Below are 14997 nucleotides of genomic sequence, written 5' to 3' on the forward strand. Positions count from 1 at the left end.
ATTGTTCTCTATGTCGGCTGTCGTATGAGACAGCTAGTAATTATTTCATAATTCTACTATAATACGTTTTAGGATCATACATGTAATTAATATATTTGACAGGAGATATAGATGGTGTCTATAGGTAACAATTACGAACTATACAAAGTTTTTTATTGGTCGGCAAAGACAGGCAGTTTGTCACAAGCAGCTAGAGCGCTTTATTTAACACAACCGAGTGTAAGCCATGCGATTAAGCAATTAGAGGATAGTTTTGGTATCACACTGTTTCATCGAACTGCCAAAGGAGTTACGTTAACATCCGAGGGAGCAATATTATATTCTTATATTGAACAATCTCATATTTTAATAACTGTAGCAGAAGAAAAAATGGCGGCGCTTAAAAATTTGGAAAGTGGAGAATTACGAGTTGGAGGAAGTGACTCGCTGTTCAAACATTATTTGTTACCGTACCTCGAACAGTTTCATCAGCAGAATCCCGGTATTCGAGTACATTTGCACCATGGTACAACACCAGAAGTTATTTCTTTTCTCAAGGAAGGTCGCGTCGATCTTGGGGTAGTGCGCTTACCTATCGTAGATCCGCAATTAGAAGTACAAGAAAGTATTCAACTGCAAGATTGCTTTGTGGCAGGGACGAAGTATGCTCATTTGCAAGGTGTTGCTTTATCTATGGAGCAGTTAATGAACAATCCAATTATATTGTTTTCTCGAAATAGTCGTGTACGGATGGCGATTACAGAACTTTTTCAAAGCTACGGTTATACGTTAAAACCTGAATTTGAAGTTGGTAGTGTTGATCTACTCATTGAATTCGCTCGTAAAGGTTTGGGAATTTCATTTGTGACTAGGCAGTTTGTCGCCAAAGAGTTAGAGGAAGGATCACTGTTTGAAATCAAGCTTGATGTACAGCTCCCTCCCTCGCAAGTTGGTACGATGATTATGCGCAATATGCCACTATCTAATGCTGCTTCTCATTTTATCGAGCTTATTCATGCGGATTAGTAAGATCCCTCCGTGTCTGGAGAGTTCTTTTTTATGAGTGATAAACTGTACCAATTGCAGCTTGTTCGTTAAATTGATTAACGTGTCCCGTTAGATGAACGTGTTTACTGTCGTAATTCCACTCTCGAATGCGATAGGGTCGTCATGTTCCAATCCGAACAACGCTTCCTGAAGAGCGAAAGTTCCCTTGTAGAAAAGCACCCGGTCCATCATGTTACTAATGTTAGGGTTACGCTTCCCGATCATTTGAAAGAAGCTTTCTCCGTAAGAAGCAAGCAGCGCAGCGTAATCAACGGCTGGGTCACCAATGCAGGCTGATCCGAAGTCAATAATGCCAGATATCCGATTGGTCGATGTATCGTATAAAATATTCGCCGTACCAAAATCGCCATGAATAATCGATGGAATAATCTCGGCATTCGTTTTAAACGTGAAAAAGTCTGTAAAATGCTGATCCGTCCAATGGCACGCCATTTCCGTCATATATTGTGAAGTTCTAGTAAAAAGTCGCTAAGTTGATCGGCAATACGCTGCCGACCCTCCTCTTCTAAAATATCTGCCCGTCCATTAATAAAAGTTCCGAATTAATTTTTGTATTATGTACCGCAATAAGTTGAATAAGGTTTGCTACATGTATGTGGTAATGCTGCAAACGATATTTGCTCCTCATTATATGCGAACGGTTGTTGCAACTGGGTAATAAATGAATCTAGAACGCTGGCATCTTGATTTTCTGTAGCTTGGGCTAACAGTTGTTCAACGAGGTGATTACGAGCGATGATTGCTGGATTCACCTGCTTCATCGTGTCATAACTAGCAGCAGCTTGATTATTGGCTTGCGCTAACAATTGTTTATGCCAGTGCATATACCATTGTTGCCATAACTGAAAAGATTGTGCCAAATCTAATGTAGCAGCGTCGGCTTTAGTCCAAATGTGATAATCTATCATGACTTTGATCCATTGGTCTATATTGTTCGTTGCTAACTGCTCATGCAGATTAACCTCACTGTTTCTACTAATGGTTAGTAAGCGAAACGTATTTGTGAAATCGGCTTTACTTTCTTCCATCCATTGCAGTAAATCAGACAGCAACCGTTTCGTATGATCAGTTACTTCTGTTAGTCCAAGTTTTTTGAACATACCTGATTCCCAATGTATATGAAAACGAGCAGGAAACTGTTGGAGAATAGCTTCTGCTTTTCCAATCGCAGCTTCTTCTTGTTCAGCTAACAATGGTAACATTGCTTCTGCAAGTCTTGTTACATTCCATAGTGTTATATTGGGTTGATTTTTGTAAGCATATCTACCATGAGAATCGATTGAGCTAAATACAGTGTCGGGAAAATAAGTATCCATAAAAGCGCATGGACCATAATCAATCGTTTCACCGCTGATTGTCATATTATCGGTATTCATCACCCCGTGAATAAAGCCTACTAATTGCCACTGTGCAACAAGACGACATTGCCTCTCCATAACAGCTTCCAAAAAAGCACCGTAACGAGCTGGTTTAGCAAGTTCAAGTAAATGGCTATCATGACGCCAGATTGCATAATCAACTAATTGCTGTAGCTGTTCAACTGTACCCCAATTGGCAGCATACTGTATTGTACCAACGCGCAAATGACTAGCAGCAACTCTTATTAAAATTGCACCCGGTAGTGGCTGCTCCCGATAGACAAGTTCACCACTAGCAACAACTGCTAAACTGCGAGTAGTCGGAATTTGTAATCCATGCATTGCCTCACTAATAATATATTCTCGAAGCATTGGACCAAGGGTAGCTCGACCATCTCCACTACGTGAATATATCGTCGGACCAGCTCCTTTTAATTGAATATCTAATCGCTTCCCAGTTGTCATAACATGCTCACCTAACAGTATAGCTCGTCCATCCCCTAACATAGTGAAATGTCCAAATTGGTGCCCTGCGTAAGCTTGGGAAATTGGTTGAAAGTTGTTCGGCAATTGGTTGCCTGACAATAAATGAGCGATTTCTTCATCAGACATCGTCCCTTTACTAAGTTCTAAATAATCAGCTAAACTATCATTAAATAGAACAAGTTCTGGTTGTGCAACACTTGTTGGCGACTGCTTAGCAAAAAAAATCTCTGGTAGTTGTTGATAACTATTGTCTAGTTTCCATCGTTGTAGTAATGATAAAGTCAAATGAAGCCCTCCTTTTTTTGAATAAGTACTTATTATTTGTTAAATAGCAGCTCTCCCAATTAGACCAGACAAAAATACAACAATCAAAACAGGAATTAAAGTATATAGTATTCCAAATTGTTGTCCTAACATACTAAGAAACGGTGGTCTTACGAGAAAGGCAATATATCACCTTACCAAACCGATCCGAAGAAAGTCACATATTATTTTACATACACATACTATCATATTTTCACCACTGTAACACGCTAGTGTCTTAGAGTCTGAATAACAAGATATAAATAATTATTATGTATACTTAATCCCATTAATAATTAATGACACTAATTAATTTAGATCCCAACAGTATGAACTAGTAAGTAACGTAACGATATATAAAAAGATGCCTTTATAGGCATCTTTTTTGCTTAATTATGTTGTACACGATTTATACTTCGATGATATGCAACTATTTCATCATAGGATTGCGTTCCGCCAAAGATATCTAAAGCACTCCCAACGGTAATATCTAATTTGCTGTTGCTTATATTTCGAAACAATTGCAAATCAGATAAAGATCTTGCTCCACCAGCATAAGTGGTTGGTATTGTTGTCCACTGCGCTAATTGTTGAACTAACGTTTGTTGAATACCACTTTGTTTTCCTTCAACATCAACTGCATGGATTAAGAACTCATCACAGTATTGTTCTAAGTATTTAATGTTTTCTTCATTAACTTCAAAATCGCTAAATGTATTCCACTGATTAGTAACAACATACCAGCGTCCGTTTTTTTCTTTGCAACTTAAATCAATAACCAAATTTTCTTTACCAACTAGTTGGATTAAATCAAGTAAATTTTGTTTGTGTAGCTGTCCATCTCGAAAAATAAATGATGTTACTATGACATGTGTTGCACCTGCTTGTAAATATTTCTCTGCATTATCCAGATGGATTCCTCCGCCGATTTGCAAACCGTTTGGATAAGTTTCCAGAGCAGCAAGAGCAGCTCGTTCATTATCCGGTCCAAGCATTATAACATGACCACCGCTTAACCGATCTCTTTTGAACAAACTAGCATAATAAGTGGAATCGAATGCTGAAACAAAATTTTCTGCTACACGATTAGAATGTAACGTTTCACCGACAATTTGTTTTACTTTTCCTTCATGTAGATCAATACAAGGTCTAAATTTCATCACTATTGCTCCATTCCTATGAACTCCCTACACTATTTCCAATCATTATATTTGAATACACTTTTACTAGAATAACACTTTCGTCATTAAGTTAAAAGGAGCATTTTATACACTTTACGTTCATTGACTCATTATTCACTCATTGCACGAATTAATAAAATGATTGCTTATGCATAAAACAGGGAATATTGTTAACAACTAATAGAGGTAGAAAAATATCAATTATTGTCGTTATTTGAATATAGGAGGTGAATAATTTGGAAAATGATTCAAGTGAGCAGCTACAACTTAGTAATAGTTTACATCAAAATATACATGATATCACTACTGCATTAGGCAATAGTTCAGATATGCGTATCAGGCGTATTCTTATGGAAAATGGCGATAAAACGCCTATCCAAGCAGCTTTAATCCACTTTGATGGTATGATAAATGAACAATATTTGCAACGAGGTCTTGATTATTTGCTGAAAGTAGATATGGCAACATTAAAGATTGATAAAAATTTGTCAGAACTGCAGCAACAACTTCATGCATTAAGTTATAAAATGCTACCTATCCACACTGTTAAATTTGTTTCAACTGTTCGGCAAGCAGTTAATTATATGTTGCAAGGAGAAGTAATATTATTACTAGACCAACATAGCAGTGCGTTAGCTTTACAAATGAGTCAAAAATCAGGAAGAAGTGTTGAAGAGCCTTCAACAGAAACGATTATTCGTGGACCACGAGAAGGATTTGTAGAAGATATTGGGGTAAATACCGTTTTAATCCGGCAACGTATCCGCAGTGATAAATTAAGAATCGAAAGTACAACAATTGGTCGTATAACACAAACGAAAATTGAAGTGATTTATTTAAAAAATATTGCCGACGAGAAGACAGTGTTAGAAGTTCATCGCAGGTTAAATGAAATAGATATAGATGGTGTACTTGAGAGTGGTTACATCGAGGAGTTTATTCAAGACACGGTCTACACTCCTTTCCCAACGATATTTAACACAGAACGTCCCGACGTGCTTACTTCTGAATTATTAGAAGGTCGCGTTGCGATCTTAGTAGATGGCACACCATTTGCTTTAATTGTCCCAGCAGTGTTTGTTCATTTTTTTCAAGCAGCTGAAGACTATTATCATCGTTCAGATATTAGTTCGTTAATTAGACTATTACGTTTTATATCATTTTTCATAGCTTTATTCGGTCCATCTGTCTACATTGCGATCACAACGTTTCATCAGGAAATGATACCTGCTCCTCTCCTGCTTAGTTTAAGTTCACAGCGAGAAGGAGTTCCTTTTCCAGCATTTATAGAAGCTTTTATAATGGAGATTGCTTTTGAAATTTTACGAGAAGCTGGCGTCCGTATGCCCCGTGCAATTGGTCAGGCTGTATCTATTGTGGGTACATTAGTGATAGGTACTGCTGCAGTTGACGCTGGTATCGTTTCGGCAGCTATGGTAATTGTAGTATCTATAACTGCTATTTCAAGCTTTGCTTTCCCCGCACCTGAAATGTCATCTACCATTCGGATTATTCGCTTTCCAATGATGATATTAGGAGCTTCATTCGGATTATTCGGGATATTAATCGGCATTCTCATATTGGCGTTTCATCTTGTCGGGTTACGTTCTTTTGGAATACCATACATGTCACCATTTGCACCTCTAGCGATCACTGATTTGAAAGATACGTTTATACGATTACCAATCTGGTTTATGAGAATACGCCCTAAATTAATCAATCAAAAAAATAAAATACGAATGAAATCCAATAAAAATAAAAAGTAACTTCTAAGTGGTGAAATTATGAAAAAAACTATGTTGCTAACTTTAATGTTCATATTGCTTTCGGTCGTTTTAACTTCATGCTGGAATAAAGATGAACTGAATGATTTAGCAATTGTCATAGGACTTGGATTAGATAAAAAAGGTGATGAGATCGAAATAACTGTACAAGTAGTTGATCCAACCCAAGTTGCATCAAAAACTTCCGCATCCAGTGGGTTTACACCGGTAGTGCTCTACTCATCAACAGGAAAATCTGTTCCAGATGCTGTCGGTCGCCTGACAGAAAAATTACCAAGAAAGATATATTTCGCACAATTATGGGTAGTTATTATTTCTGAACAAATTGGTAAAGAAGAAGGAGTACTCCATTTAATAGATTTTTTAGAAAGAAATCCTGATTTTCGTAACGACTTTTATTTCGCTGTAGCCCACAAAGTTTCTGCTAAACAATTGTTAAGTGTTATTACTTCGTTAGACCGAATTCCTGCTAAAAATATGTTTCAAAAAATAAAAATTGCACAAGAAAAATGGTCACCTGTTTCAGCTAAACATCTTGATGACATGTTAAATGACTTGTTATTACCTGGAAAAGAATTAGTGCTTAATAGCTTCTCCATTTCAGGAGATATGAAAAAAGGAGCATCACTAAAAAACTTAGAAGAAATAGGTAACGAAACGAATATTTTGTTAAATGGTTTAGCTGTCTTTAAAGACGATAAATTAATAGGTTTGCTAAATGAGTCAGAAAGCAGAGGTTATTCAATTTTAACCAATCAATTACATCAAACAATAAGTGTTCTGGATTGTGAAGACGGGAATGGAGTGATTACACTACAAACGCTACGATCCAAATCCAAAATAAAAGCAAACAAAAAAGCAGACGGGCGATTCCAAATTGAAGTACCTGTTCGTGTGGAAGCAGATGTTATTAGTAGTGAATGTTCCTTTACCTTAACTGCGGCTGAGACACTAACTAAAATTGAAGAAATGACAGGAAAGAAACTTATTTCTAATACAAATAAGATGATCCAAAGAACGAAGAAATTAAATTCGGATATCGTTGGATTTGGGGCTGCAATTCGACGTGCATATCCGGACGATTGGAAAAAGATACAAGAGACAGGAGAGAATTACTATAAACAATTAGAGATTAAAGTTATACCAGAAATTCACATTAGGCGAATTGGTTCAATTGGCAATAGTCCGTCGATAAAAAAAGAATAGGATGTTATGGAGATGACTACTTATCAAATTAGCAATCAACAATTTACGATATTAGCTTCCATTATCACCATTGGTGATGCTATTTTAATGATTCCATATATTATTACAGAAAAAAGTCAACAAGATGCTTGGTTTGCTTTTCTGATTGGGATTGTTATAGGAATGGCTGCACTATATTTTATTACAAAAGTGATTAGTTTGTTTCCTAATTTAAGTATTGTAGAAAGTAGCTCTCAAGTATTGGGAAAATGGGTAGCCATACCATTTATTATAATTTATTTGCTCTACTTTAGTTTGAATATAACGACACATATACGCGAAGCGGCGGACTTTGTTGTTATTCAAGTTATGTCCGAAACACCTCTGCAAGCTATTATATTGTTGATTTTACTTGCAACAGTTTATGGTGCACTCCAAGGGATTGAAGTAATTGCACGTGCAAGTCAATTATTTTTTCCCTTTATGGTCATCATTTTTTTCATTGTGATGTTTATGTTAATCAGCAAAACTAAATTAGAATATATTTGGCCATTTCTGGAGAATGGTATGTTCCCCGTATGGAAAGGAGTAGTACCAGCAGCTAGCTATCCTTTTATGGAGCTATGTTTTCTGTTTTTGATAGCTCCTTTTGTAGAGGATAAAAGTAAACTTACAAAAAATATATACATTGGTGCAGCGATTGGAGCATTTTTCATCTTTATTATGTTACTGATGTCACTGTTAGTTCTAGGTCCATATATTGTAGGTAACCATCTCTACCCTTCTTACACATTAGCTAAAAAAATATCTTTTGGCAACTTTATACAAAGAATCGAAGGGACTCTTGCCTTACTGTGGACAGTGACCATTTTTATAAAAATAGCTATTGGTATATCCATCGTCAGTTTAGGCTTAAAACAAATGCTACAGTTACCATCAGAGAAAAAAATAATATTTCCATTAGCGATGGTTTTATTTTATTCCAGTATAACGTTAGCGCCTAATGTAGTCCACTTTAATGAAACAATTTCTAATTATTGGTGGTTAGTTGATACTATCGTCGGACTAGTATTACCGCTATTTTTTTTAATTGTGTATGGAATACGAAAAACATTTAACAAGCAGAAGATGCAAAAACAAGGAGAATGATGACATGCTCAACCTACTATGCTTATTATTTGTGACAGGTTGTGTAATTGCTATCGAACATAAAAAGTTGCAACAATCCAATAATTTGCGTGAAAAGATTCTTTTCTATAGTTTATTACTTGTCGCTAATGTGATCGGTATATTATGGGGATTCGGCATAGAACTACCATCTCCACTATATTTACTGGAGTTTCTAGGAAAACCTTTTATGTTTTTAAATTAAACATTGTTAGTTGCTATATCGTTTGATTTTTACCTGATATTAACCCCATCACAAATAATAATATTGCAACTGATACCAATATAAATAATGGAGCTGTCCAATTGTTAGTCAAATCATATAATTTACCAAATAAAACTGGACCAATTGCTGCTAGTAAATACCCGACTGATTGTGCCATACCCGACAGTTTAGCAGCGGATTGAGCATCTTTGGTACGAAGTGTAAAAAACATCATGGCCAAACTAAAAGCAAAACCTCCTCCCGCTCCCATTAAAATGGAGGCTACAGTGACCCATTGCACGGAACCATACATAAATCCAATTAGACTAGAGATTAACAACAGAAACATTATAATAACAAAACTGCGTTGATCCTTTTTTTTGCCCGCTAATATGGGAACGATGAGTGTAAAAGGTAACTGTGATAATTGTATTATTGATAGTTGCAAACCAGCATGCTCTGCGGACATGCCACGCTCTTGTAATATTTCTGGTAACCAAGAAACCATAACGTAAAATATAGTAGACTGCAATCCCATAAAAAAAGTAATAGATAATGCTAATTTGTTTTTCCAGAAAGGTTGTTTCTCTTCTAGAGGCGAAGTAATATTGTGAATGATCGCTGGTTTATTAGTTTTGGCGTTTAATTTTCTTTCCATCATCAGTTGCCAACACCAGCAGATTGCTGCTATACATGCTAATCCGGCCCAGATAAGTAGAGAACCTTGCCAACCGAAACCATGTTGGACGGCAAGCGGCACACTTAATCCAGAAGCAATTGCACCGGAAAAACTCATGGCTACAGAGTAAACTCCAGTCATCAAACCGATGTTATTGGGAAATTTTGTTTTTACAAAGCTAGGGAGCAACACGTTGCATACTGCGATCGCTAGCCCTATAATAACTGTTCCTGTGAACAACGTGATCAGTTGCCCACTGGAACGAATTGTAATACCAATAGTTAAAACGATAGCAGATGCTGCAATAATTTGCGTTAAACCAAATCGTTTTGCAAGTATTGGTACGAATGGTGAAAGTACTGAAAAAGCAAGCAGTGGCAACGTTGTAAGTAAACCTGCAGTTGCATTAGACAATTGTAATGTCGCTCTTATATCGGATATAAGCGATCCAACGGCCGTCATTGGCGCACGCATTGTGCTAGCAATTACTATTAGACTTATGACAAGTGTCCAAACTTTAGGTTTATCCTGTGATCTTTCTATACTATATACGTGATTATTCATATTGTTTGTTTAACGCTCCATTTATTATTAAGTTTTTATATGAAATGATAAAACAATGTACTTCTCGTACCGCTGTTTCGCTATCTTGCGATATTATTGCATCGACTAACCTAATATGAGATTCTAGCAAATATGGTTCATCAGAGGCAAATTCTATAAAATCAGTGATGGAATCAGTTATTATTTCACTTATATGAGTATATAATTCTTCTAGTAATGGATTATGGGCAGAACTAATTATTGCTTGGTGAAGTTGTAAATCAGCTAAAATAAAGTCCGCTTTCTTGCGCTGATCGGATGCTTCTTGACAAGCAATTAAACAGCTATTTATACGATGTAGATCTTCATCCGTTCTACGTTCTGCCGCAAGATGAGCTGCTTCCCGTTCTAATGCATGTCGAATTTCAATCGTATGCAATAGACTGGTCTGATTTATGCGTCGTTGCAAAGCAGTGGCTAGCACGTTAGTAGCAATTACATAGGTTCCATCACCTTGCCTCGTTTTCATAAGACCAGCATGTACAAGTGCACGAATTGCTTCCCGTAATGTGTTGCGACTGATTTGCAGTTGTTCCATTAATTCTGGTTCAGCAGGTATTTTATTGCCTACCATCCACTTCCCAGTTTCTATTAATTGCTGCATTTGTTTGGCTGCTTGTTCGACTAATGATTGCTTCTCTGTATGTTTTAACAAAACGATTCCTCCTTTTCCCACGCTAAACGTAGGATGATTGGATAAGTGTTAGTTTATCATACCCTATTTAAGATGTAAATCTACTATTAACTTAAAAACATGCCAATATTGAAGTAGAGTCATTATTATATTAAAATGGATTTTATCGGAATACCAAATTGCATAACCCAACTAATATCGATATTATGCTATAAGAGGTCGAAATTGTCCGCTGTTTTGTAAGCGTTTTAATTGTAAGATAGCAGGTATTGGAACATAATATCAATACTTTAATTGGAGGTATGGCTATGCGTTTTCGTCAAGTTCATTTGGATTTTCACACTTCAGAAGCTGTAGCGGATAGCCGATGGTATTTTTCTTGATATTGTAGGAATTAGAGAATGTTATTGTCAACACTGTGTTGCTTCAATCCAACAACGTGGTTCTGATCCTCGTAATTTAACGGAAATGCGTCGTTTATGGGAAGATACCTTTGCCAATTATACGACTAGAGTGAAAGAAGCAACGCATGCAATTAAGCCAGGCATGTCGATCTTTCATAATAATGGTCATCTTACTAGAGGAAGACGAGATTTGGCACATATGAATTCGCATCTGGAATTAGAGTCGCTACCTACCGGTGGCTGGGGATATGATCATTTTCCTTTGTCTGCTCGTTACGCACAGACGCTTGGGATGGAATACTTAGGAATGACGGGTAAGTTCCATACAACATGGGGCGAATTCGGTGGATACAAGCATCCCAACGCGTTACGTTATGAAGCAGCATTAAGTATAGCTATGGGTGCTAAGTGCTCGATTGGTGATCAGCTTCATCCTAATGGATTAATGGATGATGCAACCTACACACTAATAGGAGCAGCTTATAAAGAAGTAGAAGAGAAAGAAGCATGGTGCGACAATGTTACCGCTGTTGCAGACGTAGCAGTTTTATCGATCGAAAGTATGCCACAACCGTTGACCGAAGAACTAGATAATAATCGCAGTAAATTAGCAGATGTTGGTGCTACTCGCTTATTGTTAGAAGGACATTATTTATTTGACTAGATCAGGATAAAGGTGAATTCGCTTTTCAATTGGGGGTCGAGTGGCACCATATGGCTGAGAGCTGCCCTTCCTATTTCCGTCCATCGTTTGATCTGAAATCTTTAAATAATGCATCGTTTGTAATGTATTCCGAAGCACAACATGTGACATTGTCCTCTAATGGAACGGCTCTTGGAGATCGAGAAGATGCTTATTTTAACCGAGATCTATTTAAGTTTTTCTCACATCAGCATACGCCATCGACGATGGAAGCTGCTGGAATCGGTATGGCACAAGGTCCAGATGGCATTTATATAGCTTGGGAATTATTTTCGGAATATGCGGATAAAGGCAGTCTACATGTGAAAGAAATGATAGTGTCGTGGGAAAAATATTGAAGTGATCGAGGACTTGCCGATGCAGTATAATACGGAAGTGACAATCCGTGTGACGGAACCTGTAAAACAAGTATATTTGGCACCACAACAAATGGAACTAGCGTTTACCGAACAAGATGGCGCTATTACTTATACGATACCTAGCTGGAATTGTCATCAAATGGTTGTTATTACCTATTAATTCAGTTGTTATTGTAAGCTACAGATTCATCGAAGTAGTTGAGGTAAAATCAAATCAAATATAATTTGCTTTGAATGTGCTCCATCTTTTCGATTCGTTGCTCTCCGCTTCACAGCTATTGTTATATTGTAGGCGGGAAAGATGACAACAATTTGGCCGCTAAAGCCATAGGCAAAGTAACAATCCGTAAACCCATTACGTTCAGCGGGAGTAGACCACCAATGATAACCGAATGCGCCATGTAGTGCTGGTGTAGCATCTAACAAAGCTTTGTGATGCTGCTTGGTCGCATGAGTTATCCAAGTTGCTGGTATCAACTGCTCCCCTGCTACTTCTCCTTGCCATAAACAAAGCTGTCCCAATTTGATAAAGTCGCATCCACGCATAGTTAAGCCAGTGCCACCTTCGTGATAGTCCCCTAATTGATTCCAACTTACGTTTTCCATGTGAAGTGGTTCAAATAAATGTTTTTCAGCAAATTCGAGTAGTGACATATTAGCACGTTTCGCTAATATAACACCAAGTAAATATGAACAGCCACTATTGTAACTGAAAGTTACACCAGGTTTATGTTTTTGGGAAGCAGATAAAATATCTTGCAATACCTGTTCACTATGAACTAACTGAAAGTATGGTTTATCAAATAATGGCCAATCCCATCCAGCAGTCATCGTTAATAAATGCTCGATAGTTATCCGTTTATCTACCGTAGGTAGAGGCATCTTCCACTCTTGAAGTACAGTATACAATGGCTCATCTAATGCAGGAAAAATCCGTTTTTCTATAGCGATGCCAATAAGTAAAGATAAGATACTTTTCGTCGCTGAAAATATTGGTGTAGATCTATCTTCATTATTGTACAGCCAGTGATCGATAATGTTCGTTTGATCAGCAATATAGATAGATTCTATCTTCCAATGATGAAATTGTTCTTCCCAGTTACTCCAATGTATCTTATCCATTCCTTCGTTCAGCATCCTCTCCGCTAGTCTGTTTGCTTTTCGAGCTCTGGTTTTGGCATAAAAAAACCAACGATTAACAAAACAACAGCAACGACAGCTACAATAGTAAATATGTGATGCAAGCTAGTTTCTAGTAGCTGCGGATCGATTTTGTTGGTGCTGCCAGTATGTAACATTAAGCCGAATAAAGTAATACCTATCGTTTGTCCTAACGTTCTTACAAAGTTGTTGCTTGCTACAGCAGTCCCTCTCATCTGTGATCCGACAGCTGAAGTAACAGCGACTGTTAATGATGTTGATGTTAAACCGAAACCGAAGCCACAGAGACCAGATAATATTGCCAGCCACATGAGGGCGTATTGATCGTTAATCCATAATATTCCTGAAGTTCCTATAATTAATATAATAGCTGCTGCTTGATTAATTTTTTTCATACCGACTTTCGTAATCCAGTTACCAGCTACAATAGATCCGAGCGGCCAAGCGATCGATAACGGGATCATCATCATACCAGAAAAAGTAGCTGATTTTCCATAAACACCTTGTACCCAAAGTGGCAAATAGAATGTTAGAGCAACAGTTACAATACAAAATAAAAAACTATAAATGTTAGAAGTGCTAATTGTCCGATTTTTAAATAGCTTTAGTGGAATCATTGGCTCTGGTGACTTTAATTCGATCCGAATAAACCAAAGGAATAATATCGCCGCACCAATAACTAAGCCTACAATAAGCCCATAATTGGTCGTTGCAGCTTGTCCACCCGTCGTATCCAGCAAAGATATAATATAAATAAAGATGATCATTGCGGCGGAAAAGACTGTTATTCCAGGATAATCAATATACGGTTTATTGTTATTTCGTTTTTCTTTTAGCGATGTTTTCAATAAATAGATGGCAGCGATGCCAAATGGAATGTTCATATAAAATATCGCTCTCCAAGAAACATAATCAACAAGTAGACCTCCGACGAGAGGTCCGGATATACCAGCTACTCCCCATATACTGGATAACCAGCCCTGTACTTTTGCCCGCTGTTTATACGAATATAAGTCACCAATAATCGTATGTGGAATCGTCGTTAATGCCCCTGCCCCAAGTCCTTGAATAGCTCTAAAAATAATTAACTGTAGCATCGTTTGTGATAAACCTGAAAGTATCGATCCTGCTAAAAAAATAGAAGCACCGATTAGAAAAGTGTTCTTTCTGCCAAATAAATCGGCTAGTTTTCCATAGATCGGTGTAGTGATGACGGATGCTAACAAATAGATAGATATGACCCAACTAAGTAAATGAACCCCTTTTAAGCTGCTTGTAATAACAGGCATAGCCGTTCCAACAATCGTTCCTTCAATTGCTGCCAAAAAGGTAGCTACAAACAAAGCAATCGTCACTTTGCGGCGCATGATATGATCCGTGTCGGACGATTGATTCGGTATAATACTCATGACTCGAGTGCTTGTTTTGCTGCATCAACCAGTTGATCAAAGAGCTCATCATTTTCTTCAAGCAATTCTTCTACAAGTTCTAATTGTTCCTCATCGCCAGACTCATTCAAAAAAAATAAACCATATCCCCATTCTTTTCCCTTTTTACTTTGTAACACTATTTCATAATCAAATCGATGCGCTGGTACGGAAAAATGAACCTTACCTACATAGCCGTCTTCTTTTGTGAAAGTCATCGATGCAGATATAATGGAAATATCCATCGTAATGCCTCCTTTTCCCAATAATTATGATAGTAACTATTAATGAAGAATAACAAAACCTCGCCA

The 14997-nt window shown here is 37.2% G+C and carries 15 protein-coding genes and 1 pseudogene; 8 read left to right on the forward strand and 8 right to left on the reverse strand.

Annotation, left to right across the window (positions count from 1 at the left end; all coding sequences use genetic code 11):
* The first annotated feature begins 120 nt into the window (after positions 1 to 120).
* The gene (locus ACFSTH_RS19950) at positions 121 to 1005 is read left to right on the forward strand and encodes a LysR family transcriptional regulator (protein WP_377773583.1); all 885 of its coding nucleotides are present in this window, start codon (positions 121 to 123) and stop codon (positions 1003 to 1005) included.
* Between the two features lie 90 nt (positions 1006 to 1095).
* Here the strand turns inward: ACFSTH_RS19950 and ACFSTH_RS19955 are convergent, their stop codons facing one another.
* The 3 genes from ACFSTH_RS19955 to hisA form a co-directional block, all read right to left on the reverse strand.
* Positions 1096 to 1488, reverse strand: a complete 393-nt coding sequence (locus tag ACFSTH_RS19955) for a phosphotransferase family protein (RefSeq protein ID WP_377773194.1) — start codon at positions 1486 to 1488, stop codon at positions 1096 to 1098.
* Positions 1489 to 1601: 113 nt separating this feature from the next.
* On the reverse strand, positions 1602 to 3176 hold the full coding sequence (locus ACFSTH_RS19960; RefSeq protein ID WP_377773196.1) for a protein adenylyltransferase SelO: 1575 nt from the start codon (positions 3174 to 3176) through the stop codon (positions 1602 to 1604).
* A 407-nt stretch (positions 3177 to 3583) separates the two neighbouring features.
* Positions 3584 to 4354 carry a phosphoribosylformimino-5-aminoimidazole carboxamide ribotide isomerase gene (gene hisA, locus ACFSTH_RS19965; protein WP_377773198.1) on the reverse strand — a complete coding sequence of 257 codons (771 nt, stop codon included), beginning with the start codon at positions 4352 to 4354 and terminating at the stop codon, positions 3584 to 3586.
* A 248-nt stretch (positions 4355 to 4602) separates the two neighbouring features.
* Between hisA and ACFSTH_RS19970 the strand changes: the two genes are divergently transcribed.
* From ACFSTH_RS19970 to ACFSTH_RS19985, 4 genes are read left to right on the forward strand one after another with little or no spacing between them, the layout of a single operon-like run.
* Positions 4603 to 6141, forward strand: coding sequence for a spore germination protein (locus ACFSTH_RS19970; RefSeq protein WP_377773200.1), 1539 nt, complete (start codon positions 4603 to 4605; stop codon positions 6139 to 6141).
* Positions 6142 to 6159: 18 nt separating this feature from the next.
* On the forward strand, positions 6160 to 7365 hold the full coding sequence (locus tag ACFSTH_RS19975; RefSeq protein ID WP_377773202.1) for a Ger(x)C family spore germination protein: 1206 nt from the start codon (positions 6160 to 6162) through the stop codon (positions 7363 to 7365).
* Positions 7366 to 7377: 12 nt separating this feature from the next.
* Entirely contained in the window at positions 7378 to 8493 is a 1116-nt protein-coding gene (locus tag ACFSTH_RS19980; RefSeq protein WP_377773204.1) for a GerAB/ArcD/ProY family transporter, read from the forward strand.
* Positions 8494 to 8497: 4 nt separating this feature from the next.
* On the forward strand, positions 8498 to 8716 hold the full coding sequence (locus ACFSTH_RS19985; RefSeq protein WP_377773206.1) for a hypothetical protein: 219 nt from the start codon (positions 8498 to 8500) through the stop codon (positions 8714 to 8716).
* Between the two features lie 13 nt (positions 8717 to 8729).
* Here the strand turns inward: ACFSTH_RS19985 and ACFSTH_RS19990 are convergent, their stop codons facing one another.
* Both ACFSTH_RS19990 and ACFSTH_RS19995 read right to left on the reverse strand, forming a co-directional pair.
* Positions 8730 to 9959, reverse strand: a complete 1230-nt coding sequence (locus tag ACFSTH_RS19990) for a CynX/NimT family MFS transporter (RefSeq protein WP_377773208.1) — start codon at positions 9957 to 9959, stop codon at positions 8730 to 8732.
* Positions 9952 to 10653: a FadR/GntR family transcriptional regulator gene (locus tag ACFSTH_RS19995; RefSeq protein ID WP_377773210.1), complete on the reverse strand. Its 702-nt coding sequence runs from the start codon at positions 10651 to 10653 to the stop codon at positions 9952 to 9954. The genes ACFSTH_RS19990 and ACFSTH_RS19995 overlap by 8 nt, the downstream gene beginning before the upstream one ends.
* A gap of 342 nt (positions 10654 to 10995) precedes the next feature.
* On the opposite strand from ACFSTH_RS19995, the pseudogene ACFSTH_RS20000 reads away from it, so the two are divergent.
* From ACFSTH_RS20000 to ACFSTH_RS20010, 3 genes and pseudogenes are all read left to right on the forward strand, one after another.
* A pseudogene (locus ACFSTH_RS20000) lies at positions 10996 to 11697 on the forward strand (beta-galactosidase); the annotation flags it as partial.
* 53 nt (positions 11698 to 11750) lie between these two features.
* The gene (locus ACFSTH_RS20005; protein ID WP_377773214.1) at positions 11751 to 12077 is read left to right on the forward strand and encodes a hypothetical protein; all 327 of its coding nucleotides are present in this window, start codon (positions 11751 to 11753) and stop codon (positions 12075 to 12077) included.
* 19 nt (positions 12078 to 12096) lie between these two features.
* Positions 12097 to 12258, forward strand: a complete 162-nt coding sequence (locus tag ACFSTH_RS20010) for a hypothetical protein (protein ID WP_377773215.1) — start codon at positions 12097 to 12099, stop codon at positions 12256 to 12258.
* Positions 12259 to 12284: 26 nt separating this feature from the next.
* Here ACFSTH_RS20010 and ACFSTH_RS20015 read toward each other — a convergent pair whose 3' ends face one another.
* Genes ACFSTH_RS20015 through ACFSTH_RS20025 form a run of 3 tightly spaced genes read right to left on the reverse strand, consistent with a single transcriptional unit; the run spans position 12285 to position 14931 of the window.
* Entirely contained in the window at positions 12285 to 13220 is a 936-nt protein-coding gene (locus ACFSTH_RS20015; RefSeq protein ID WP_377773217.1) for a serine hydrolase domain-containing protein, read from the reverse strand.
* Positions 13221 to 13243: 23 nt separating this feature from the next.
* Positions 13244 to 14668 carry an MDR family MFS transporter gene (locus ACFSTH_RS20020; protein WP_377773219.1) on the reverse strand — a complete coding sequence of 475 codons (1425 nt, stop codon included), beginning with the start codon at positions 14666 to 14668 and terminating at the stop codon, positions 13244 to 13246.
* Positions 14665 to 14931 carry a hypothetical protein gene (locus ACFSTH_RS20025; protein ID WP_377773221.1) on the reverse strand — a complete coding sequence of 89 codons (267 nt, stop codon included), beginning with the start codon at positions 14929 to 14931 and terminating at the stop codon, positions 14665 to 14667. Before ACFSTH_RS20025 ends, ACFSTH_RS20020 begins: the two co-directional genes overlap by 4 nt.
* Positions 14932 to 14997: the final 66 nt, after the last annotated feature.

This window comes from Paenibacillus yanchengensis, from assembly GCF_042684845.1.
In the GTDB taxonomy this organism is placed as follows: domain Bacteria; phylum Bacillota; class Bacilli; order Paenibacillales; family Paenibacillaceae; genus Pristimantibacillus; species Pristimantibacillus yanchengensis.

Bases quoted from the DNA above. Each gene is read 5' to 3' on its own strand.
- ACFSTH_RS19980 (WP_377773204.1), top strand. From the start codon at position 7,378: ATGACTACTTATCAAATTAGCAATCAACAATTTACGATATTAGCTTCC.
- ACFSTH_RS20010 (WP_377773215.1), top strand. From the start codon at position 12,097: ATGCAGTATAATACGGAAGTGACAATCCGTGTGACGGAACCTGTAAAA.
- ACFSTH_RS20020 (WP_377773219.1), bottom strand. From the start codon at position 14,668: ATGAGTATTATACCGAATCAATCGTCCGACACGGATCATATCATGCGC.
- ACFSTH_RS19975 (WP_377773202.1), top strand. From the start codon at position 6,160: ATGAAAAAAACTATGTTGCTAACTTTAATGTTCATATTGCTTTCGGTC.
- ACFSTH_RS19955 (WP_377773194.1), bottom strand. From the start codon at position 1,488: ATGACGGAAATGGCGTGCCATTGGACGGATCAGCATTTTACAGACTTT.
- ACFSTH_RS20005 (WP_377773214.1), top strand. From the start codon at position 11,751: ATGGCTGAGAGCTGCCCTTCCTATTTCCGTCCATCGTTTGATCTGAAA.
- ACFSTH_RS20015 (WP_377773217.1), bottom strand. From the start codon at position 13,220: ATGGATAAGATACATTGGAGTAACTGGGAAGAACAATTTCATCATTGG.
- ACFSTH_RS19990 (WP_377773208.1), bottom strand. From the start codon at position 9,959: ATGAATAATCACGTATATAGTATAGAAAGATCACAGGATAAACCTAAA.
- hisA (WP_377773198.1), bottom strand. From the start codon at position 4,354: ATGAAATTTAGACCTTGTATTGATCTACATGAAGGAAAAGTAAAACAA.
- ACFSTH_RS20025 (WP_377773221.1), bottom strand. From the start codon at position 14,931: ATGGATATTTCCATTATATCTGCATCGATGACTTTCACAAAAGAAGAC.
- ACFSTH_RS19985 (WP_377773206.1), top strand. From the start codon at position 8,498: ATGCTCAACCTACTATGCTTATTATTTGTGACAGGTTGTGTAATTGCT.